The organism is Streptomyces sp. NPDC058195 (genome assembly GCF_042883525.1).
Taxonomy (GTDB): Bacteria; Actinomycetota; Actinomycetes; order Streptomycetales; family Streptomycetaceae; genus Streptomyces.
The window spans coordinates 170,018-191,864 of record NZ_JBHVVM010000005.1; the positions used below are offsets into that span (position 1 = coordinate 170,018).

The 21,847-nt window shown below is 70.1% G+C and carries 21 protein-coding genes; 11 read left to right on the top strand and 10 right to left on the bottom strand.

The window, feature by feature from the left end; translation table 11 throughout:
* Positions 1 to 114: 114 nt before the first annotated feature.
* Together ACFVWY_RS08540 and ACFVWY_RS08545 are read right to left on the bottom strand one after the other, a co-directional pair.
* A complete protein-coding gene (locus ACFVWY_RS08540) occupies positions 115 to 936 on the bottom strand; it encodes a serine hydrolase domain-containing protein (RefSeq protein ID WP_389868595.1) in 822 nt (273 codons plus the stop codon).
* Positions 937 to 983: 47 nt separating this feature from the next.
* Positions 984 to 1,733, bottom strand: coding sequence for a hypothetical protein (locus ACFVWY_RS08545; protein ID WP_389868596.1), 750 nt, complete (start codon positions 1,731 to 1,733; stop codon positions 984 to 986).
* Positions 1,734 to 2,000: 267 nt separating this feature from the next.
* On the opposite strand from ACFVWY_RS08545, the gene ACFVWY_RS08550 reads away from it, so the two are divergent.
* Together ACFVWY_RS08550 and ACFVWY_RS08555 are read left to right on the top strand one after the other, a co-directional pair.
* On the top strand, positions 2,001 to 2,462 hold the full coding sequence (locus tag ACFVWY_RS08550) for a MerR family transcriptional regulator (protein ID WP_389868598.1): 462 nt from the start codon (positions 2,001 to 2,003) through the stop codon (positions 2,460 to 2,462).
* A complete protein-coding gene (locus tag ACFVWY_RS08555; RefSeq protein ID WP_389868600.1) occupies positions 2,462 to 3,478 on the top strand; it encodes an aldo/keto reductase in 1,017 nt (338 codons plus the stop codon). Before ACFVWY_RS08550 ends, ACFVWY_RS08555 begins: the two co-directional genes overlap by 1 nt.
* Positions 3,479 to 3,488: 10 nt before the next feature.
* On the opposite strand, the gene ACFVWY_RS08560 is transcribed toward ACFVWY_RS08555, so the two are convergent.
* The 6 genes from ACFVWY_RS08560 to ACFVWY_RS08585 all read right to left on the bottom strand — a co-directional run bounded on the left by ACFVWY_RS08560 (position 3,489) and on the right by ACFVWY_RS08585 (position 9,258).
* Positions 3,489 to 3,740: a hypothetical protein gene (locus ACFVWY_RS08560; protein WP_389868602.1), complete on the bottom strand. Its 252-nt coding sequence runs from the start codon at positions 3,738 to 3,740 to the stop codon at positions 3,489 to 3,491.
* A gap of 78 nt (positions 3,741 to 3,818) precedes the next feature.
* Positions 3,819 to 4,502, bottom strand: a complete 684-nt coding sequence (locus ACFVWY_RS08565) for a response regulator (RefSeq protein ID WP_389868604.1) — start codon at positions 4,500 to 4,502, stop codon at positions 3,819 to 3,821.
* The gene (locus tag ACFVWY_RS08570; RefSeq protein ID WP_389868606.1) at positions 4,499 to 5,854 is read right to left on the bottom strand and encodes a sensor histidine kinase; all 1,356 of its coding nucleotides are present in this window, start codon (positions 5,852 to 5,854) and stop codon (positions 4,499 to 4,501) included. The genes ACFVWY_RS08565 and ACFVWY_RS08570 overlap by 4 nt, the downstream gene beginning before the upstream one ends.
* A 143-nt stretch (positions 5,855 to 5,997) precedes the next feature.
* A complete protein-coding gene (locus ACFVWY_RS08575) occupies positions 5,998 to 6,858 on the bottom strand; it encodes a DUF4429 domain-containing protein (protein ID WP_389868607.1) in 861 nt (286 codons plus the stop codon).
* A gap of 87 nt (positions 6,859 to 6,945) precedes the next feature.
* The gene (locus tag ACFVWY_RS08580) at positions 6,946 to 8,157 is read right to left on the bottom strand and encodes an alpha/beta hydrolase (RefSeq protein ID WP_389868609.1); all 1,212 of its coding nucleotides are present in this window, start codon (positions 8,155 to 8,157) and stop codon (positions 6,946 to 6,948) included.
* Between the two features lie 369 nt (positions 8,158 to 8,526).
* Complete coding sequence (locus ACFVWY_RS08585; protein WP_389868611.1) at positions 8,527 to 9,258, bottom strand: TetR family transcriptional regulator; 732 nt, start codon at positions 9,256 to 9,258, stop codon at positions 8,527 to 8,529.
* 117 nt (positions 9,259 to 9,375) lie between these two features.
* Here ACFVWY_RS08585 and ACFVWY_RS08590 point away from each other — a divergent pair, with 117 nt between their 5' ends.
* A complete protein-coding gene (locus ACFVWY_RS08590; RefSeq protein WP_389868613.1) occupies positions 9,376 to 10,986 on the top strand; it encodes an MFS transporter in 1,611 nt (536 codons plus the stop codon).
* 153 nt (positions 10,987 to 11,139) lie between these two features.
* Positions 11,140 to 11,520, top strand: a complete 381-nt coding sequence (locus ACFVWY_RS08595; protein ID WP_389868615.1) for a peptidase inhibitor family I36 protein — start codon at positions 11,140 to 11,142, stop codon at positions 11,518 to 11,520.
* A gap of 90 nt (positions 11,521 to 11,610) precedes the next feature.
* On the opposite strand, the gene aceE is transcribed toward ACFVWY_RS08595, so the two are convergent.
* A complete protein-coding gene (gene aceE / locus ACFVWY_RS08600) occupies positions 11,611 to 14,343 on the bottom strand; it encodes a pyruvate dehydrogenase (acetyl-transferring), homodimeric type (protein WP_389868617.1) in 2,733 nt (910 codons plus the stop codon).
* Between the two features lie 460 nt (positions 14,344 to 14,803).
* Here aceE and ACFVWY_RS08605 point away from each other — a divergent pair, with 460 nt between their 5' ends.
* The 6 genes from ACFVWY_RS08605 (at position 14,804) to ACFVWY_RS08630 (ending at position 19,520) form a co-directional block, all read left to right on the top strand.
* Entirely contained in the window at positions 14,804 to 15,241 is a 438-nt protein-coding gene (locus ACFVWY_RS08605) for a DUF3052 domain-containing protein (RefSeq protein WP_389868619.1), read from the top strand.
* A 215-nt stretch (positions 15,242 to 15,456) separates the two neighbouring features.
* Complete coding sequence (locus tag ACFVWY_RS08610; protein ID WP_389868620.1) at positions 15,457 to 15,915, top strand: peroxiredoxin; 459 nt, start codon at positions 15,457 to 15,459, stop codon at positions 15,913 to 15,915.
* Positions 15,916 to 16,061: 146 nt separating this feature from the next.
* Positions 16,062 to 16,637 (top strand): TerD family protein, encoded by a 576-nt coding sequence (locus ACFVWY_RS08615; RefSeq protein WP_389868622.1) that lies wholly within the window; start codon positions 16,062 to 16,064, stop codon positions 16,635 to 16,637.
* A 209-nt stretch (positions 16,638 to 16,846) separates the two neighbouring features.
* The gene (locus ACFVWY_RS08620; RefSeq protein WP_389868624.1) at positions 16,847 to 17,422 is read left to right on the top strand and encodes a TerD family protein; all 576 of its coding nucleotides are present in this window, start codon (positions 16,847 to 16,849) and stop codon (positions 17,420 to 17,422) included.
* 50 nt (positions 17,423 to 17,472) lie between these two features.
* Positions 17,473 to 18,618 (top strand): DUF475 domain-containing protein, encoded by a 1,146-nt coding sequence (locus tag ACFVWY_RS08625; RefSeq protein WP_389868626.1) that lies wholly within the window; start codon positions 17,473 to 17,475, stop codon positions 18,616 to 18,618.
* 167 nt (positions 18,619 to 18,785) lie between these two features.
* The gene (locus ACFVWY_RS08630; protein WP_389868628.1) at positions 18,786 to 19,520 is read left to right on the top strand and encodes a Tellurium resistance; all 735 of its coding nucleotides are present in this window, start codon (positions 18,786 to 18,788) and stop codon (positions 19,518 to 19,520) included.
* Between the two features lie 60 nt (positions 19,521 to 19,580).
* On the opposite strand, the gene ACFVWY_RS08635 is transcribed toward ACFVWY_RS08630, so the two are convergent.
* Positions 19,581 to 20,453 carry a TerD family protein gene (locus ACFVWY_RS08635; RefSeq protein WP_389868630.1) on the bottom strand — a complete coding sequence of 291 codons (873 nt, stop codon included), beginning with the start codon at positions 20,451 to 20,453 and terminating at the stop codon, positions 19,581 to 19,583.
* A 220-nt stretch (positions 20,454 to 20,673) separates the two neighbouring features.
* Between ACFVWY_RS08635 and ACFVWY_RS08640 the strand changes: the two genes are divergently transcribed.
* Positions 20,674 to 21,837 (top strand): HpcH/HpaI aldolase/citrate lyase family protein, encoded by a 1,164-nt coding sequence (locus tag ACFVWY_RS08640; RefSeq protein WP_389868632.1) that lies wholly within the window; start codon positions 20,674 to 20,676, stop codon positions 21,835 to 21,837.
* Positions 21,838 to 21,847: the final 10 nt, after the last annotated feature.

Below are 21,847 nucleotides of genomic sequence, written 5' to 3' on the forward strand. Positions count from 1 at the left end.
CTCAGGGCCGCCCGCACGCTACCGACCCGGGAGCCGCCGCGTTCGAGCCGCTTCCCGCCGGACCTGAGCGGATGCGCGCGCGTACGCGTACCGTGCGCGACAGCGGACCCCCGTTCAGCGGCCGGTGCGCAGCTCCGCGAGGACCGCGTCCGTGAACGGGGGCCATGCCTCGACGGCCCACGGGCCGAAGGCGCGGTCGGCCAGGGCGACGCACGCCGCGCCCGCGGCCGGGTCGACCCACAGGAACGTGCCGGACTGGCCGAAGTGGCCGAAGGTCGCCGGGGACGAGGAACCGCCCGTCCAGTGAGGGGACTTGGAGTCGCGGATCTCGAAGCCGAGGCCCCAGTCGTTGGGGTTCTGGTGGCCGTAGCCGGGCAGCACGCCCTTCAGACCGGGATGGACGACGGTCTGCGCGGCCAGCACCGTACGCGGGTCGAGCAGACGCGGGGCCTGCACCTCGGCGGCGAAGCGGACGAGGTCGTCGACGGTCGAGACACCGTCCTTGGCGGGCGAACCGTCCAGCGTGGTCGCCGTCATCCCGAGCGGCTCCAGCACGGCCTGGCGTACGTACTCCGGGAACGGGATGTCGGTGGCCTTGGCGATGTGGTCGCCGAGCACCTCGAAGCCCGCGTTGGAGTAGAGCCGCCGGGTGCCCGGCGCGGCCATGGCCCGGTGCTCGTCGAACGCGAGCCCACTGGTGTGCGCCAGCAGATGCCGTACGGTGGCGCCCTTCGGCCCGGCCGGCTCGTCGAGCTCGACCGCGCCCTCCTCGTACGCCACCAGCGCCGCGTAGGCCGCGATCGGTTTGGTGACCGAGGCGAGCGGGAAGCGGTGCGCGGTCGGGCCGTGCGTACCGACGACCGTGCCGTCCGCTCGTACGACAGCCGCCGCCGCGGTGGGGACGGGCCAGTTGTCGATCATCGCCAGGCTCTGCATGCGTACGAGCGTACGGGCACGGCCTGATGTCCCCGGCCCCGCCTCGGCTACTTCCGCTCCTCCCGGCTGTACAGCCGGTGCCCCGTGCGATCCGCGTTGGCGTCCCAGTAGTCGGTGTATTCCTTGTCGTCGACAGCACCGGACACGCGGAACACCTTTCTGCCGGGGTCGGGGTCCTGGACCTGGAGGGAGTGCTTGTCGCCCCGTTCGTCGATGTAGTCCACACGCAGGTGGTACTCGACGTACTCCCTGCCCAGCAGCTTCGACTCCACGGCCATCACGAAACCGTCTCCGGGTTCGAGGACCTGCGACTTCTGGGCGAAGTAGGGCTTTCCGTTCCGGGTGAACTGCGGATAGCGCTGGTCCAGGTTCAGTTCCACGGGGACGGTGTCCGACTCCATGCCCCCGAGGGGCGTGATCATCGTGGTGTGGATCGCCTCGGTGCGGCGCGTGATCACCGGGACGACGCCGACCACCCTGACGGGCGAGGAGGACGCGTTGGTGACCGTCACCGTGTAGGCGGTCATGTTGACAGTGACGGCGTCCAGCTTGCGGAGCAGACGGCTCCACGTCTCCGGGGTCGCCGCGCCGGCCAGCACCGCCTTGTCCTCCGCGCTGGTGGCCCTCTTCTCCGACACCAGGTACGTGCCGCCCTCGCCCGGTATGACCACCACCTTGACCTGGGCAGACGAGCCCGGACGGGGTGACGCTGACGCGGCGGCCGGTTTCTTCCCACCGGACAGCGAGTCGGTGACGAACGCCTGGAGCGACGACCCCAGACCGGTGATGAGGCTCACGATGACAGCGGAGAGACCGGTCACGACGGCCGCCGCCACCGCCGTTCGCGTCGCGTTTCCACGGGACTCGGGCCGCCCCGCGGCCCGACGCCGCTCGGACACGCGGCGGAGCCGCTCCCGCTGACCGGGCTGTCGAGCCATCATGTCCCCCGCCGTCCCCCGTATCGAATTTTCTTGATCGTAGCCAGTTCCCGAGGCGGGACGCACCCGTAATCCGGTCCGTCCGTGCTTGCTTGGAGTGCACTCCAAGGTTCTAGCGTGGAGGTCATGACGGTGATGGAGAGCACTTCGGCGAAGGTGGACGTCTGCGCAGCGCCCCCGCGGGCGCATCCGCGTCCCGAGGGACGGGACCGGTACACCATCAGCGAGGTCGCGGCCCTCACCGGACTCACCGCACACACCCTGCGCTGGTACGAGCGGATCGGGCTGATGCCGCACGTCGACCGGTCCCACACCGGTCAGCGCCGCTTCACCAATCGCGACCTCGACTGGCTGGCCTTCGTCGGCAAGCTGCGGATGACCGGGATGCCGGTCGCCGACATGGTCCGGTACGCGGAACTGCTGCGCGAGGGCGAGCACACCTTCGAGCAACGGCAGGAGCTGCTGGAAGCGACCCGGCGCGACGTGCGGACGCGGATCGCGGAGCTCCAGGACACCCTCGCCGTACTCGACTACAAGATCGACTTCTACGCGAGCGCCCGGACGGCGCAGGAAAGGCCCAGTGCCTGATGACTGACGACAGGATCACCACGGTGGAGCTCGGCGACGGCGGCCCGCGGGTCGGCGTGCAGGGGCTCGGCTGCATGGGCATGAGCGAGTTCTACGGACCCACCGACGAACGGTCCGCCCGCGAGACGCTGGAGACGGCGCTGGCGGCGGGGGTCACCCTCTTCGACACCGCCGACATCTACGGCAGCGGCGCCAACGAGACCTTCCTCGCCCCGTTCGCCAGCGCGCACCGGGACGAGATCACCCTCGCCACGAAGTTCGCCATCGAGCGCCGGGACGACGACCCGCACTACCGGGGGGTGCGCAACGACCCCGCGTACATCCGCCAGGCCGTCGAGGCCAGCCTGCGGCGGCTGGGCACCGATGTCATCGACCTCTACTACATGCACCGCCGTGACCCGGCCGTCCCGTTCGCCGAGTCCGTCGGCGCGATGGCCGAGCTGGTCCAGCAGGGCAAGGTCAAGCACCTCGGGCTGAGCGAGGTGACCGGCGCCGAACTGCGCGAGGCACACGCGGTGCACCCGATCGCGGCACTCCAGTCGGAGTGGTCCCTGTTCAGCCGGGACGCGGAGCGCAGTGCCGTACCGGCCGCCGCCGAGCTCGGGGTGGCGCTCGTGCCGTACTCGCCGCTCGGCCGGGGCTTTTTGACCGGGGCGTTCACCGACGCGGCCAAGGAACTGCCGGACGGCGACTTCCGCGCGTACCAGCCCCGCTTCACCGGCGACAACGCGCGCAAGAACGCCGCCCTGCTGGAGCCCGTCCACAAGATCGCCGCCGCGCACGGGGCGTCGGCCGCGCAGGTGGCCCTCGCCTGGGTGCAGCAGCGGGCCCAGGTGCACCACCTGACCGTGGTGCCGATCCCGGGCACCCGCAGGAGCAGCAGGCTGCTGGAGAACGTCGCCGCCACCCGGCTCGTCCTGAGCGCCGGGGAGCTGGCCCTGCTGGAGCCGATCGCCGGCCAGGTGGCGGGCGACCGCTACCCGGACATGAGCAACACGGCCACCGCGCGCGAATAGCCGGTCGTGCTCACCGTGCCGTTCCCTCGGTGACCGCGGCGAAGGCGCGGAGCGAGTCCGGGCCCGGAGCGAAGCAGCCGGTGTGCCCGTGGGCGTCCTCGGCCGGGACGCGGCGCGCGCCGAACTCCGGGGCGGCCGGGTCCGGGCCGTGGCCCACTCCCGCCACCTCGACGTCCGCCACCCGGTCGACCCGGCCCGCTGCGTACCTGGGCGGCCACACCCGGGCCCGGGTGCGCGGCGCGGCGACACTGTCCGCGCGCATGCGGTGCGAGGGTCTCAAGCAGCTCATGCAGCTCATGCAGCTCATGCAGCTCATGCAGCTCCAGGGACTCCAGGGGGCTCAGGCCTCGCCCGGGACCACCACTCCCGCCTCGTACGCGAAGATCACCGCCTGCGCCCGGTCGCGCAGGTCCAGTTTGGCCAGCACCCGGCCGATGTGCGTCTTCACCGTCTGCTCGGCCAGGATCAGCTTCCCCGCGATCTCCTGGTTGGACAGCCCCCGCGCGATCAGCTCCAGCACCTCGGTCTCCCGCGGGGTCAGCCCGTTCAGCCGCAGCGCCTGGCCGCTCCGGGTGGCGCCGGACGGCCCCTGCCGGGCGAAGTCCGCGATCAGGCGGCGGGTCACCGAGGGCGCCAGCAGCGCTTCACCCGCCGCGACCACCCGCACCGCGGCGATCAGGTCGGCGGGCGGCGCGTCCTTCAGCAGGAAGCCGGACGCCCCGGCGCGCAGCGCCTCGTACACGTAGTCGTCCACGTCGAAGGTCGTGAGCATCAGGACCTTCGGCCGGTGCGCCACCCCGGGCGGCGGGTTCAGCAGCTCGCGGGCCGCCGCCAGGCCGTCCATCTCGGGCATCCGGACGTCCATCAGGACCACGTCCGGCAGGGTGGCCCGGCTGACCTCGACGGCGCGGCGTCCGTCCGGCGCCTCCCCGGCCACGTCGATGTCGCTCTGCGCGGCGAGCAGAGCCGCGAACCCCGCCCGCACCATGGCCTGGTCGTCGACGATGATCACGCGGATGGTCACGAGTCCTCCGGGGCGGCGGCGGTGGCGGGGGCGGTGGGCGTGACAGGGGACAGTGGCAGCCGCGCGGCCACCCGGAATCCCCCGTCCGGCAGCGGCCCGGTGTCCAGCGTGCCGCCCGTCAACCGTACGCGCTCCCGCATCCCGACGAGCCCGTGCCCGGTCCCGGAAGCCTCCGGCTCCAGCGGCGAACGGGGCTGTTCCGCAGGGTCGTTGACCACCAGCACCGTCAGATGCGCACCGTCCGACGTGACCGACACCCCGGTCCGCGCCCCCGGCGCGTGCCGGATCACATTGGCCAGCGCCTCCTGCACGATGCGGTACGCCGAAAGATCCACCGCCTGCGGAAGGTCCGGCAGCCCGGCGGCCAGCGACAGCTCCACCGGCAGCCCCGCGCGTACCGTCGCCTCCACCAACTGCTGCACCCGGTCGAGGCCCGGCTGCGGCGCCCGCTCGCCCTGTGCATCCTCGCTGCGCAGCACCGTCAGCAGCCGCCGCATCTCCGTGAGCGACTCCCGGGCACTGGCCGCGATCGCCTCGAACTCCTCACGGGCCTCCCGCGACAGCCCGTTGATCCGGTACGGCGCGGAGTCCGCCTGGACCGTGATCACCGACATGTGGTGCGCGACCACGTCGTGCAGCTCGCGGGCGATCCGGGTGCGCTCCTCCAGCAGCGTCCGCTGCGCCCGCTCGGCCTCGCTGATGGTCTCCTGCTCCGCCAGTCTGCGCTGTGCCACGCCCCGTTCCCGTACCACCGCACCGATCACCGTCACGATCGCGCCGAAGGCCGCGACCAGCCCCGCGCTGCCGTTGCTGCGCTCCGTGACGGAGAGGTGCAGGACCAGACCGGCCGCGGCGGTCAGCGCCCACACGGCGATGGTGGTGCGCCGGGTCTCGCGCAGCGCCACCGCCAGCAGCAGGAAGAGGAGGCAGAACAGTGTGGGCGGTGGCCACGGCCAGATGTCCTGCGGGGGCTGCGCGTACATGAGCAGGACCAACGCCCCGAGGACATCGGCGGGAAGAATGATCCACCAGGCCTGGAGGGGGCGGTGCGCCAGCATCAGCAGCGGCAGCGTCTGGACCACGGCCAGCAGACCCGCGGGCCAGTCGTCCACCCCGTACTGATTGGTCAGCACGGTGATCGTGACCGGCAGGAAGAGCGCCGTGAGCGCGAACACGATCACGTACGGGACCAGCCGCCGCCACCGCTTGCGCGCGCCCGCGAACGGCGGGACCGAGGGGTGCGAGGGATGGGCGAGTCCGTGGGCGGTCTCGCGCAGATTGCGGCGGGCGGCGCTCATCAGCCCGTCGGCGGCGGGCTGTGACGGCTGGGGCGTGGGCAGGGAAGTGGTCATGGCCGCACGAGCCTAGGCAGTGGGCCTGCCCGGACGCGTCATACCCCGGTTCCGGTTCGCCGCCCGGCCACTCGTACGGGAGTATGACCGGCCCGCCTTCCCGTGCGGGGCGCCACCGGCCGGGCTTCTCGCGGGGAAGAGCGCTACAGCTCGGCGAGCAACTGTGCCTTCTTGGCGCTGAACTCGTCGTCCGTCACCAGTCCGGCCCGGTGCAGCTCCCCGAGGTGCCGGATGCGTTCCGCGATGTCGGCGGGGTCACGGCGTGCCGCGCCCACCAGGACGGTGGCGGGCACCGGCACTGCTGAATGGTTCCTGCGCACCGATTCCAGGACCGCCGCGGCGAACGGCAGCGACTCGTGCACCGCCCCGTAACCGAGGCTGAAGACGACCGCCGCCGGGTCCTGATCGGCCCGCAGCGGTTCCCCTCCCCTCGGCAGCAGCCGCAGGTAGCCGTCCAGCCCCTCGGGCAGCCGCCACTCCACGCCGCTCAGTTCGGTGACCGCGAAGGTCTGGTCCCCGGCCTTCCACTTCGCCGACGAGGCGCCCGTCCAGAACCAGCGGAAGGAGACCCGCTGCCCGTCGAACCCGGCCCGGCCGTCGTACGCCTTGAAGTGCAGGGGCGGCTCGGGCGCGGTGACCAGGAAGCGGTCGGCGGGCTCCGCCGCGTCGGGACCGAGCCGGGCGCGCAGCTCGTCCGCGTAGTACTCGGCGAGTGTGCCGCGGTCGCCGGGAAGCACCAGGCGGTACGGGTCGCAGCCGTCCTTCAGCTGCCCGGCGGCGGCCTCGATCAGAGGGTCGGCGCCGGGTCTGGGCACGGCACGCAGGACCACCGTGCCGCGCTTGCCCGGGGTCAGCGTCACCGACGACAGCGCCGCATGCGGTACGCGTCGTTCCCGCAGACTCTGCAAGAGCCTGGGAGTGCGGATTCCCCGTTCGAAGCGGATGAGCACGGAGTCGGTCTCGAACTCCCAGGTGGCATGAATTCCGGCCAGCACATCACCCATGTGCCTCATCGTATGCGGCACTTGCCTTGCATGTCCCCCCTAGAAACCACCCGGGCTCCGGCGGTCTGCCCTGAACCCCCGATTCCGTCAGACTCCCTGGTCCTCGGCGATCCGCTCGCGGCAGTCGCTGCCGGAAGCCGCGCAGCTCACCGTTGCGTAGGCGCCCACACCGATCGCGGCGAAGTTGTCCAGGCTCTCGGTACCCGGCACGAAATAGCCACTGTGCCCGATCGCGTCACCCGCCGAGACGATCCGTGCTCCGAAGCCGGGATCGACGGGGTCGGCCCCGTGGCCGAGACCGCCGAACTCCAGATTCGGTACGTCCTCGATCCAGTCGTCGCGGTCCCGCATCGCCCAGACCCTGGCCCCGGTCCGCAGCTGCGCGGCGCTCTCCACCCGCATGCCGGGGCTGCCGGCCACCGCGATGTCGCGGACCCTGGCGGGCAGTTCGTGCGCGGCGACCCCGCACAGGACCGAGCCGTAGCTGTGGCAGAACAGCGAGACGGGTGCGGCGCCGGGCAACGCGCCCAGCAGCGCGTTCAGCCGCAGCGCGCCGCGGGCGGCGAGGTTGCCCAGGGCGGCGTCCATGCCGATACCGGCGGGCGTGGTGTAGTCGGCCCAGGCGATGACGGCGGTACGCGTACCGGGACCGGCGGCGCGCTCCGCCGCGTACAGCGACTTCGCCATGCCGACCGGGGCGGCGTTCACCTTGGGCGCGGGCCGCTCCAGGGTCAGCAGATCGGTGTCCACGCCGGGGACGATCACCGAGATCCGGTCGGCCCGGTCGAGGTCGCCGAAGACCTCGGCGGCGCGGCCCCTGCCGGACGGGTCGAAAGCCAGGAAGCGGCGGCCCTGGGCGAGCATCGAATCGAAGCGCTGCATCCGGCGGGCGGCCTGGGCGCGGCCGTCCGGGGAGAGCCGGGCGTCGTGTGTACGCCGCTGTTCGACCCCGCGCGCCTGTGACACGGCCAGCCGGTTGGCCCGGTAGCGCAGGGTGACGGGGGCACCGTTCAGGTTGCCCACGACCAAGGGGTACGTGTCGGCGAGCGCGGTGCGCTGTGCGGCGCTGAGCGAGGCGAAGAAACGGGCCAGCCGGTACGAGGGCGCGTCGGCGTCCGGCAGCGCGTGACCGGCCACCCTGCCCCGCGCCCAGGCGGCGAGTGCGACGGTGCGCGGCTCGTCGGAGCGTTGATGGCGGACGGCGGTCCAGCCGGTGGTCGCCAGCATGACGAACACGACCGCCACGGCGAGCAGCGCGCGCCACGCGGTGAGGGTCGGGGAGGAGTCGAAGGAAGTCACTCCGGCCCACATTAGGAGACGCGTGACGGCAGCCGTGAAGAGGGTGACGCACATCACTCGGCTGCGAGGAATTCCATCCCCCGCTTTTCACCCTGTGTGGTCGTCACTCGTACGCTGAGGTGCGCGGATTGCCTCGGCCGCGCCGCATGTCGCCCTCGGCGCAGGGGTGTTGTGACGTCGGCCATGCCCGCCGCCGAGACGTTCGGCACACCCGGGTCGGCATGTGCCGGGCGGACGTCCGGACGGAGTGGCGGAGCGGGGCGACGGCTCCGGCGCGGGACAGGCGGCGCCCGTCGGTACGCGGGCTGGAGGTGCCGCGCGGGGGTGAAGGCGTCACGCGGGCTGGAGGTGCCGCGCGGGGTCAAGGCGTCACGCGGGTCGCGTGCCGGCCTCCGGTCCGTGCGCCGCCCGCCAGTCGCCGGCCAGCGCCGGTCCGAGCCGGTCCAGATACGCCTCGGTCAGGTCGCGCAGCGAGTCCACGTCGCAGTCGCGGCCCTGGACCCACAGCTGACCGGTCACCCGCATCACCCCGCAGAACGCGGCGACGGCGACCCGGGGGCGCGGGTCCTCGTTCACGTCGAGTCCCTCGCGGTCGGCGATCAGCAGGGCGATCTGGTTCTCCAGCGCGCTGCACCGCCGCAGATGGGCGGCGAGCAGTGAGGGCGTCGACTCGATCATCCGGTACATCCGCATGTGGAGCTCGACGGTGAAGATCTCTTCGAAGGTCTCACCGATCCGGTCCCAGACGCTGAGCGCCGCCCGGCGCAGGGCGTCGAACGGGGCCTCCGCCGCGGGGCGGCGGCGCAGCTCCGCGAGGAAGTGCGACTCCACCATGTCCTGAAGGGCGAAGGCGGCCTCCTCCTTGCCCGCGAAGTAGCGGAAGAAGGTCCGCTGGGAGACCTCGACGGCCTCGACGATCTCGTCGACGGTGGTCTCGTCGTACCCCTGGGTGGTGAAGAGGTCGAGCGCGGTGTGCAGCAGGGCGTCCCGGGTGCGTCGCTTCTTCCGCTCACGCAGCCCGGGGACCGTTTCCTCGCGGAGCCGGGGGGACGTTCCCCCGCGCGGCCCGGTCGGATGCGCGACCCGCTGCCCATCGGTCACTTCACTGGCCTTCTTTCTCCTGCTTTGTCCAGCTCAGCGTACCTGTGAGCTACGTGACAGTTACCGACTTGTGAAATGGTTTGTCAACTGTCAGCGACTGTCACTACTGTCCTTCGTATGACTAGTCAGACCACCGTCGACAAGGCGTCGCGGGAGCCGCGCGAGGCCGCCGCTCCCGGACCTGCCAAGGGGCTGCGCGGCCACCCTTGGCTGACGCTCTTCTCCGTGGCCATCGGCGTGATGATGGTCGCGCTCGACGGCACGATCGTCGCGATCGCCAACCCCGCCATCCAGCAGGACCTGAACGCCTCGCTCGCGGACGTCCAGTGGATCACCAACGGCTACATGCTCGCCCTCGCGGTCTCCCTGATCACCGCGGGCAAGCTCGGTGACCGCTTCGGCCACCGGCAGACCTTCCTCATAGGTGTCGTGGGCTTCGCCGCGGCCTCCGGGGCCATCGGGCTGTCCCACAGCGCCGCCCTGGTGATCACGTTCCGGGTGCTCCAGGGCCTCTTCGGCGCTCTGCTGATGCCCGCCGCGCTCGGCCTGCTGCGCGCCACCTTCCCGGCCGAGAAGCTGAACATGGCGATCGGCATCTGGGGCATGGTGATCGGCGCCTCCACCGCGGGCGGCCCGATCCTCGGCGGCGTACTCGTCGAGCACGTCAGCTGGCAGTCCGTCTTCTTCATCAACGTGCCGGTCGGTGTGATCGCACTGCTGCTGGGTCTGGTGATCCTCAAGGACCACCGCGCCGAGAACGCGCCGCGCTCCTTCGACATCGGCGGCATCGTGCTGCTCTCGCAGGCGATGTTCTGCCTGATCTGGGCGCTCATCAAGGGCTCCGAGTGGGGCTGGGGCGACTACAAGACGCTCGGCTTCCTGGGCGCCGCCGTCGCCCTGTTCGTGGTCTTCGCGTTCTCCCAGAAGAACGTCCGCGAGCCGCTGATCCCGCTCTCCATGTTCCGGTCCGTGCCGCTCTCCGCGGGCGTGGTCCTGATGGTGCTCATGGCCTTCGCGTTCATGGGAGGGCTCTTCTTCGTCACCTTCTACCTGCAGAACGTGCACGGCCTGAGCCCTGTTGACAGCGGTCTGCACCTGCTGCCGCTGACCGGCATGATGATCGTCGCCTCGCCGATCGCGGGTGCCATGATCACCAAGTTCGGCCCGCGGGTTCCGCTGGTCGGCGGCATGGTGTGCACGGCCACCGCCATGTTCGGCATGTCACAGCTGGAGATCGGCACCGGCACCCTCACCATGTCCATCTGGTTCGGTCTGCTCGGCCTCGGTCTCGCACCTGTGATGGTCGGCGCCACCGAGGTCATCGTCGGCAACGCCCCGCTGGAGCTCTCCGGCGTCGCGGGCGGCCTCCAGCAGTCCGCCATGCAGGTCGGCGGCAGCCTCGGCACGGCGGTGCTCGGCGCGGTCATGGCCTCCCAGGTCGACTCCAAGCTCGCCGACAACTGGACGGCGGCGCAGCTTCCGCCGCTCGCCCCGGACCAGCTGGACCAGGCGTCCTCGGCCGTGGAAGTCGGCATTCCGCCAGTTGGCGGGGACGTCCCGGCGGAGATCGCGGGCAAGATCGCGGGTGTCGCCCATGACACCTTCGTGTCGGGCATGAGCACCGCGTTCATGGTCGCCGGTGGCGTCGCGGTCCTCGCCGCGGTGGTCGCCACCTTCACCAAGCGCGGGGAGAACGCCGAAGCGGGCGCGGGCGCCGGACACATCTGACCGTCAACACCCCGCGTACGACAGCCCCGCCGGAGCTTCTGGCGGGGCTGTCGCCTATCAGGGTGGTGTGCTCCAGACCCCCTTCCCCGGGCACCGCGCCGCAGGTCAGGGTGCGGACAACCGATTCGCAACCGACCACGGGGGTCGTCTTCCATGCGCAAGACCGCATTCGCCGGTGTCCTGGCAGCCGCTTCGCTGGCCGCCGCCGCCCTGCTCCCGCAGAGCGCCGCCCACTCCGCACCGCCCGCCCCGCTCGGGGGCTGCGGCGCCGGGCAGCTCTGCCTCTGGGACGCACCGGACTTCACCGGCACCCGCCGCACCCACGAACTCGCCTCGACCGACATCGAGAGCTGCGTACCGCTGCCGAAGGGCAGCCGCGTCCAGGCGCTCGCCAACCGCACCGGCCGCCCGGTCACCACGTACCAGTCGGCGGAGTGCGCCGAGACCGGCGAGTTCGATACCTACCCGGGCGGCGGCACCTGGGTGCCCCGCTCCCCCTACCAGGTCAGGGCCTTCAAGATCTGGGAGAGCTGACCGGGCGGGGCGGGGAGACCGCCCGGAAACGCGGAGGGCGGTGAGGCCGCCCGGCCCCACCGCCCTCCGCGTACACGCGTACGTGCCCGCCTACGCGTCGCCGCCCGCCGCGCCCGGGTCCGCCGCCGCGACATCCAGCAGCTCGTACCGGTCGAGCGCCTGCTTCAGCAGCGAGCGGTCGATCCGGTTCTCCTTCGCGAGCTCGGTGAGCACCGCGAGGACGATCGACTGCGCGTCGATGTGGAAGAACCGGCGGGCCGCGCCGCGCGTGTCCGCGAAGCCGAAGCCGTCCGCACCCAGCGACTGGTACGCGCCGGGCACCCAGCGCGCGATCTGGTCCGGCACCGAACGCATCCAGTCCGACACCGCCACGAACGGGCCCTGGGAAGTGGAGAGCTTCCGCGTCACGTACGGGACGCGCTGCTCCTCCTCCGGGTGCAGCAGGTTGTACCGCTCCACCTCGACGGCCTCGCGGCGCAGCTCGTTCCAGGAGGTCGCCGACCAGACGTCCGCCCGGACGTTCCACTCGTCGGCGAGGATGCGCTGCGCCTCGATCGCCCACGGGACCGCCACGCCGGACGCCATGATCTGGGCCGGGATCTCGCCCCGGTCGGCCGCCCGGTAGCGGTAGACGCCCTTGAGGATGCCCTCGACGTCCACGTTCTCGGGCTCGGCCGGGTGCTGGATCGGCTCGTTGTAGACAGTGAGGTAGTAGAAGACGTCCTCGCTGGCCTCGCCGTACATCCGGCGCAGACCGTCCTTGACGATGTGCGCGATCTCGTAGCCGAACGCCGGGTCGTAGGCGACACAGGCCGGGTTGGTCGAGGCGAGCAGCTGCGAGTGGCCGTCCGCGTGCTGGAGCCCCTCACCGGTCAGCGTCGTGCGTCCGGCGGTCGCGCCCAGCACGAAACCGCGCGCGAGCTGGTCGGCCATCTGCCAGAACTGGTCGCCGGTGCGCTGGAAACCGAACATCGAGTAGAAGACGTACACCGGGATCAGCGGCTCGCCGTGCGTGGCGTACGCCGAACCCGCGGCGATCAGCGACGCCGTGCAGCCCGCCTCCGAAATGCCGTCGTGCAGCATCTGCCCGGTCGGCGACTCCTTGTACGTGAGCAGCAGATCGCGGTCCACCGACTCGTACTGCTGGCCCAGCGGGTTGTAGATCTTCGCGCTCGGGAAGAAGGCGTCCATGCCGAAGGTGCGGTACTCGTCGGGCGCGATCAGCACGAAACGCTTGCCGATCTCCTTGTCCCGCATGAGGTCCTTCAGGATGCGGACGAACGCCATGGTGGTGGCGATCGACTGCTGGCCGGTGCCCTTCTTCGCGGTCGCGTACGTCTTGTCCCCGGGCAGGGCCAGCGGCTTCGCGCGCACCACACGGGTCGGGACGTAACCGCCCAGGCCCTTGCGGCGGTCGTGCATGTACTGGATCTCCTCCGAGTCGCGGCCCGGGTGGTAGTACGGCGGGAGGCCGTCCTCCAGATCCTTGTCCGTGATCGGGATGTGCAGCCGGTCGCGGAACCGCTTCAGGTCCTCGACCGTGAGCTTCTTCATCTGATGGGTCGCGTTGCGGCCCTCGAAGTTCGGCCCCAGGGTCCAGCCCTTGACCGTCTGCGCCAGGATCACCGTCGGCTGGCCCTTGTGGGCCTTGGCCGCCGCGTAGGCCGCGTAGACCTTCTTGTGGTCGTGACCGCCGCGGCCCAGGTGCAGGATCTGGTCGTCGGACATGTCCTTGACCATCTCGCGCAGCCGCGGGTCGTCCCCGAAGAAGTGGTCGCGGATGTACGCGCCCGACTCGGTGGCGTAGGTCTGGAACTGGCCGTCCGGCGTGGTGTTCAGCTTGTTGACCAGGATGCCCGTGCGGTCCTGCGCGAGCAGCGGATCCCAGGAGCGGTCCCAGACCAGCTTGATGACGTTCCATCCGGCGCCCCGGAACTGCGACTCCAGCTCCTGGATGATCTTGCCGTTGCCGCGTACCGGTCCGTCGAGCCGCTGGAGGTTGCAGTTGACGACGAAGGTGAGGTTGTCCAGCCCCTCGCGGGCGGCCAGGGAGAGCTGTCCGAGCGACTCCGGCTCGTCCATCTCGCCGTCGCCCAGATACGCCCACACGTGGGACTGGGAGGTGTCGGCGATACCGCGCGCCTCCATGTAGCGGTTCATCCGGGCCTGGTAGATCGCGCCGAGCGGGCCGAGGCCCATCGAGACGGTCGGGAACTCCCAGAAGTCCGGCATCAGCCGCGGGTGCGGATAGCTGGACAGGCCGTTGGGCGCCTTCGACTTCTCCTGGCGGAAGCCGTCGAGCTGCGCCTCGCTGAGCCGGTCGAGCAGATAGGCGCGGGCGTAGATGCCCGGCGAGGCGTGGCCCTGGAAGAAGATCTGGTCGCCGCCCAGACCGTCGTCCTTGCCCCGGAAGAAGTGGTTGAAGCCCACGTCGTACAGCGAGGCCGAGGAGGCGAAGGTGGCGATGTGGCCGCCGACGCCGATGCCCGGACGCTGGGCGCGCGAGACCATCACGGCCGCGTTCCAGCGGGTCGCGTTGAGGACCTTGCGCTCGATCTCCTCGTCACCGGGGAAGAACGGCTCGTCCTTCGTGGCGATCGTGTTCACGTAGTCCGTGCTGCGCATCTCCGGCACGGCGACACGCTTCTCCCGCGCGCGCTCGATGAGCCGGAGCATCAGGTAACGGGCCCGCTCGCGGCCCCGCTCGTCGACTGCGGCATCGAGCGAGTCGAGCCATTCCTGGGTCTCTTCGGGATCGAAGTCCGGGACCTGGCTCGGCAGGCCGCCAATGATGATCGGGTTGCGATCGGAGCCGGAAGCCACGCTGTTCCTTCGCTGTTCGGTGGTGCCTACGGGGCCGTGCTGCTGGTACTACGGGCCGTGCTAGTACGCCGTCACCATCGTGTACCGCGAGGACGCAAACGTCATCTCTACCGAGGGGTAACCGCCGTGTTGCGGCGCTTCGCGTCCGGCGCGAGGGGATGGTACGGCCCAAAGCGCAACCATACGCCCAAGCCGTCCAAGCGTTCCCAAAGGATGTTCGACTCCGAATGGCGGACCGAAACGGCATAAGCTGTGGAAGGACGTAAAGGGTGTGGACGGTAGCGCCGGACCCCGGAGGGGATCTGCCGACAGTGCGGAGACGTGGCAGGGAACGTCACCGTTTAGGCGGTCTCGCACGCCGGGTACTTGCGCGATCCGCCACTCCCGTGTGGACTACGGCCAATGCCCCGCGCACGCGCGTGGCTGAAGCATTTTCCGAAACATGATCAGGAGGCAACCCGTGAGCGCGACCGCGGACCACGCGGAGGAGCGGACCAGCCTGGCAGCACGCCTGGGGTTCGAGCCCGGACAGGTGGTCCAGGAGATCGGCTACGACGACGACGTCGAGCAGGAACTCCGTGAAGCCATCGAGGCCACAATCGGCCAGGAACTCGCCGACGAGGACTACGACGACGTCGCTGACGTCGTACTGCTGTGGTTCCGTGACGAGGACGGCGACCTTACGGACGCGCTGGTGGATGCCATTGGTCTGATCGAGGACGGCGGCACGGTCTGGCTGATGACGCCGAAGACCGGCCGTGACGGATACGTCGAGCCGAGCGACATCAACGAGGCCGCCCAGACGGCCGGTCTCGCCCAGACCAAGAGCATCAACGCGGGCAAGGACTGGACGGGCAGCCGTCTGGCGACGCCGAAGACGGCACGGGCCAAGCGCTGAGAGACGCTCCCGGCGCGTTATTCGTCCCGCAGGCCCCCGGGTGGCACATGAGCCGCCCGGGGGCCTTCGTGTGCCCGCCACGGGGTCCGGGCCAGGACCGTCCGGGGCCCGGGGCGCGGGCTTCGGGAGCGCCGCACGGACCGGCGCGGACTCTGCGTAGGGTGGGAGCCACCCGGACGGTCCAGCCCGGTGAACGTAGCGAAGGGACGCTTTTCATGGCGATCGAGGTCGGCACCAAGGCCCCGGATTTCGAGCTGAAGGACAACCACGGCCGGACCGTGCGGCTGTCGGACTTCCGCGGCGAGAAGAACGTGGTGCTGCTGTTCTACCCGTTCGCCTTCACGGGCGTCTGCACGGGTGAGCTCTGCGCGCTCCGCGACGAGCTGCCGAAGTTCGAGAACGACGACACGCAGCTGCTCGCCGTCTCCAACGACTCCATCCACACCCTGCGCGTCTTCGCCGAGCAGGAGGGCCTGGAGTACCCGCTGGTCTCGGACTTCTGGCCGCACGGAGAGACCTCGCGGGCGTACGGCGTCTTCGACGAGGACAAGGGCTGCGCCGTGCGCGGCACCTTCATCATCGACAAGGAGGGCGTGGTGCGCTGGACCGTCGTGAACGGTCTGCCGGACGCGCGCGACCTCAACGACTACGTCAAGGCGCTCGGCGCACTCTGATCCGGCACCGGACGATCCGTGGTGGACCCGGCGAAAAGCCTGCTCGGGCGGGAACCGGTCACTAGGATCCAGTCGTTGATTCGGATGCCAACGCAAGTGGAGGCGCCGGCGGTCCGCCGGCCCCCAAGAAACCAATGGGAGGACTCGTGGGAGTCAGCCTCAGCAAGGGCGGCAACGTCTCGCTGACCAAGGCCGCGCCCAACCTGACGGCGGTCATCGTCGGTCTCGGCTGGGACGCTCGCACCACCACCGGTGGCGACTTCGACCTGGACGCCAGCGCCCTGCTGACGAACGACCAGGGCAAGGTCAGCGGCGACGGGAACTTCGTCTTCTTCAACAACCTGAAGAGCCCCGACGGCTCCGTCGAGCACACCGGTGACAACCTCACCGGTGAGGGCGAGGGCGACGACGAGGTCATCAAGGTGAACCTGGCCACGGTCCCGGGCGATGTCGACAAGATCGTCTTCCCGGTCTCGATCTATGAGGCCGAGACCCGTCAGCAGAGCTTCGGGCAGGTGCGCAACGCGTACATCCGCGTGGTGAACCAGGCGGACAACAGCGAGCTGGCCCGCTACGACCTGAGCGAGGACGCCTCGACGGAGACCGCCATGGTCTTCGGCGAGCTGTACCGCCACGGGACGGAGTGGAAGTTCCGCGCCATCGGTCAGGGGTACGCCTCGGGGCTGCGCGGCATCGCGCAGGACTTCGGCGTCAACGTCTGACCGAGATTCCTCCGGCCCCGGCCGGGCAGGGGATCCTGGGTGTGACCGGGCCGGGCCGTCGGCCTGTGGCCCGCGTCACCCCCCGTACGTACCACCCGTCCGGCGCCGCACCTCTGTGCGGCGCCGGACGCGCTCAACAGGCGGCTCGGGGGCTCTGTGCGGCTCCGACGGGCCCAGCAGACGGTTCATTGATCCGGGGAGGACACACCATGGGCGTCACGCTCGCCAAGGGAGGCAACGTCTCCCTCTCCAAGGCCGCACCCAACCTCACCCAGGTGCTGGTCGGGCTCGGCTGGGACGCACGATCCACCACCGGCGCCGACTTCGACCTCGACGCCAGCGCACTGCTGTGCCAGTCGGGCCGGGTCCTCGGCGACGAGTGGTTCGTGTTCTACAACAACCTCACGAGCCCCGAGGGCTCCGTCGAGCACACCGGCGACAACCTGACGGGCGAGGGCGACGGCGACGACGAGTCGGTCATCGTCCACCTCGACCAGGTCCCCGCGCACTGCGACAAGATCATTTTTCCGGTCTCCATTCACGAGGCCGACGGCCGGGGCCAGACCTTCGGCCAGGTCAGCAATGCGTTCATCCGCGTGGTGAACCAGGCGGACGGCCAGGAACTCGCGCGATACGACCTCACCGAGGACGCCTCGACGGAAACGGCGATGATCTTCGGAGAGCTCTACCGGTACAACGGCGAGTGGAAGTTCCGTGCAGTTGGACAGGGGTACGCGTCAGGCCTTCGCGGTATCGCTCTAGACTTCGGGGTCAACGTTTCGTAAAGCCGCGTACGGCGCGGGGGAGACCCGTTACATACACGATGGGGTAGCCAGTGCTTTTGAAAACCTTTGGCTGGTCGTTCGCGGTTACCGCGCTCGGCCTGGTCGCAGCTGTGTTCTACGGGGGGTGGCAGGCCTTCGGGGTGGTAGCGATCCTTTCCGTTCTGGAGATCTCGCTGTCCTTCGACAACGCGGTGGTCAACGCCGGAATCCTGAAGAAGATGAATGCCTTCTGGCAGAAGATCTTCCTCACGATCGGTGTGCTCATCGCGGTCTTCGGTATGCGACTGGTCTTCCCCGTCGTGATCGTGGCCATCACCGCGAAGATCGGTCCGATCGAGGCCGTCGATCTTTCGTTCAACCAGCCCGAGCGCTATCAGGAGCTCGTCACCGACGCGCACCCGGCGATCGCCGCGTTCGGTGGCATGTTCCTTCTGATGATCTTCCTCGACTTCATTTTCGAGGACCGTGACATCCAGTGGCTGCGCTGGATCGAGCGTCCGCTCGCCAAGCTCGGCAAGGTCGACATGCTGTCGGTCTGCATCGCGCTCATCGTGCTGCTCATCTCGGCCCTGACCGTCGCGGGCAACGCGCACCAGCACGGCGGTGGCCACGCGGACAAGACGGAGACGGTCCTGCTCGCCGGTGTCGCCGGTCTGATCACGTACCTCATCGTCGGTGGTCTCTCCGGCTTCTTCGAGAACCGGCTGGAAGAGGAAGAAGAGCGCGAGCACGAGGCCGAGGAAGCCGCCAAGCGAAGCGGAAAGAAGGTTTCCTCTGTCGCGCTCGCGGGCAAGGCCGCGTTCTTCATGTTCCTCTACCTGGAAGTGCTCGACGCCTCCTTCTCGTTCGACGGTGTCATCGGTGCCTTCGCCGTCACCAACGAGATCGTGCTCATGGCGCTCGGCCTCGGTATCGGCGCCATGTACGTCCGGTCGCTCACGGTCTACCTGGTCCGCCAGGGCACCCTCGACGACTACGTCTACCTGGAGCACGGCGCCCACTACGCCATCGGCGCGCTGGCCGCGATCCTGCTCATCACCATCCAGTACCAGATCCACGAGCTCATCACCGGCTCCGTCGGTGTCCTCCTGATCGCTCTGTCCTTCTGGTCCTCGGTCCGGCGGAACAAGGCGCTGGCGGCCGAGGGCGGCGGGGATGACGCCGGTTCCAAGGCGGAAGTCCCGTCCGGGGTGTGACCCGGTAGGGATTGAGGAACGCTCTTCTGCGGGGCGGTTCGTGAGGCAAGGGTTCTCCGGAGGCATCCGGACCCGGCCCCGCGGCCGCCCCGCAGTGATGCGGGCGTTCGGGGACCGGACCCGGGGCGGCCAGGGGTCCGGGCGTTCTTCTACATATGGGGGTTGGGATGGCGTTCTGGGACAACCTGCGGCCGCGGCGGCAGGCACAGTTCGAGTCGGGCAGCGCGGCGACGAGTTCCATCGTGCTCTCCCGGCGGCACGCCACGGTCTCGCTCGGCAAGCAAGGCGCGCTGACCGGCAATCTGCGGGTCAACCTGTCCTGGCAGATGCGGACCTCGGACATCATGGGCCGGTCGCGGCAGAGCGGCCGGCTGCTGCGGCCGATGGAGTTCTTCAAGCCGGACGTGGTCCAGGCCCACACCCAGGGCATGGTCAACGTCGACCTGGACCTGGGCTGCATGTACGAGCTGAAGGACGGCTCCAGGGGCGTCGTCCAGCCGCTCGGCAATCTCCTGGGCGACCTGCACGGCCCGCCGTACATCCGGCTCAGCGGGGACGACCGCTTCGGCGCGCCCTCGGGTGAGACCGTCTACGTCAATCTCGACCAGCGCGACCAGATCAAACGGCTGCTCTTCTTCGTCTACATCTACGACCAGACACCGGCCTTCGACCGGACGCACGCCAAGGTGACGCTCTACCCGGGCAACGGGCCCCGCATCGAGATAGAGCTCGACGAGGACGCCCCGGAGGCCCGTTCCTGCGCCGTGTTCACGGTGCAGAACGTCAAGGACGACCTGGTCGTGCGGCGCGAGGTGAAGTTCGTGTACGGGTTCCAGTCGGAGCTGGACCGGATGTACGGCTACGGCATGCAGTGGGGCCGCGGCTACAAGTCCCGCACCTGAGCCCGGCCGCTCGCGGAGCCGCCGCTCGCGGGGCTGTCGTACGCGCAGCCGCCGCCGTCCTCAGGACCGTACGAACTGCGGGCCCATCGGCGGCAGGGCGAAATTCGGGTCCGGGGCGGGCGCGGCGGCCGCGGCCGGCTGCGGGTAGCCATAGGACGGCTGGGCCGCGGCGGACTGGGGGTAGCCGTACGAGGGCTGGGCGGGGGCCGGCTGAGGGTAGCCGTACGCGGGCTGCCGGTGCTGGACCGTGGCCTGCGCGTCGGGCCCCGGGGCCGTGGCCGGGGGGAAGCCAGGTGCGGGCGGGACGGCGGGCGCCGGTACCGGCACGGCCGGGGAGACGGGAGCGGGAGTGGTCTGTGCCTGTGCCTGCGCCGGGTCGGGCTCGGGCGAGGTCTCGTCGACCGAGATGCCGAAGTCGGTCGCCAGTCCGATCAGCCCGGTCGGGTAGCCCTGTGCCACCGCGCGGAATTTCCAGCCATCGCCGCGCCGGTAGAGCTCGCCGCAGATGATGGCCGTCTCCTCGCCGGTCTCCGGCCGTACGTCGAAGACCGCGAGCGGCTCCGCGCCGGGCGCCGTGGCGTCGTACAGCAGGATGCGCAGGTCGTGCACCTGGGCGAAGGTGCCGCCGTCCGAGGAGGCGGCGACGACCACCTGCTCGACCGAGGGGTCGAGCCCGCCCAGTTCGGCTTCCACGGTGTCGGTGAGCCCGTCGGTGACGCTCCGCTTCGGCAGGTGCCGTACCAGGCCGGAGGGGTGGCGGGGCTGGTTGTAGAAGACGAAGTCCTCGTCCGAGCGCACGCGTCCGCCGGATCCGAGCAGCAGGGCCGAGACATCCACGTCCGGCACTCCGGTGCCCGGGGTCCAGCACAGCACGGCCCGTACGGCCAGGGTGTCCAGAGGGACGTTCGAGCCCTTCACCATCGCGTGCGTCATGCCCGTCATCCTGCCTGCTGGCGGCCCGCGCGGACAACGCGGGGGTCGTAGCGATTCTCCCGATGATCTTTCGGAAGTACTGGTTCCGGCACGCGGCGACCCATCGGGAAATGGTCGAGTTGCCCGCAGTTCATGCACATGGGGAACTCTTGACACTCGCCCATACGTACTATTACCGGCCATGCATTCTTCGGTCAGTCAGGCAGTTCGGGGGAGTTACATGCGACATTTCGGGCACATTGCGCCCGCGGTGAAGAGGCGGCTGTTCTTCCGGGAGCCGTGCGAGTTCGGCCCGGACTCACCGGCCCGGGTCCTCTCGGCTGCCCTGGGGGCGACGCTGTACAGCCCCGCCACCCGGCCGAGGCTCGCCGACGACATCATCAAGCAGGCTGGTCGCGGTGTCGTCTCGATGGTGCTCTGCCTGGAGGATTCGATCGATGACTCCGAGGTCGTCGGCGCCGAGGGGAATCTGGTCCGGCAGTTCGCCGACCTCGACGCCCGCGGCGCCGAGGTGCCGCTGCTCTTCATCCGGGTCCGGGAGCCGGGGCAGATCGGCGACCTGGTGCGTCGGCTCGGCGCCACTGTCCGAATGTTGTCCGGTTTCGTACTTCCGAAGTTCACCGAAGAGCGTGGCGTCCCCTTTATGGAGGCGCTCGCCGAGGCGGAGAAGGACAGCGGGCGCCGGCTGTTCGCGATGCCCGTGCTCGAATCGCCTGAACTGCTCCACCTGGAGACCCGGCGGGACGCGCTCCGCGGCATAGCCCGCACGGTCGACACGTACCGCGACCGGGTGCTCGCGCTCCGGCTCGGCGTCACCGACTTCTGCTCGGCGTACGGACTGCGCAGGGCGCCCGACATGACCGCGTACGACGTGCAGATCGTCGGTGCGGTGATCGCCGACGTGGTCAATGTGCTGGGCCGCGCGGACGGCACCGGATTCACCATCACCGGGCCGGTCTGGGAGTACTTCCGGCTCCAGGAGCGCATGTTCAAACCCCAGCTCCGCCAGAGCCCCTTCCTGGAGGGCCGGGCCGAGGAACTGCGCACCACGCTGATCGAGCACGACCTGGACGGCCTGCTGCGCGAGATCGAGCTGGACCGGGCCAATGGCCTGCTCGGCAAGACCTGCATCCACCCCTCGCACGTCGCACCCGTGCACGCTCTGTCCGTGGTCAGCCACGAGGAGTTCAGCGACGCCGAGGACATCCTGCGCCCGGAGCGCGGCGGCGGTGGCGTCATGCGCTCCGCTTACACGAACAAGATGAACGAGGTGAAGCCGCACCGGGCCTGGGCCGAGCGGACCCTGCTGCGGGCCGAGGTCTTCGGGGTGGCCGGGCCGGATGTCGGATTCGTGGAACTGCTGTCCGCGAGCGTCGCCGAGTGAGCGCGCAGCG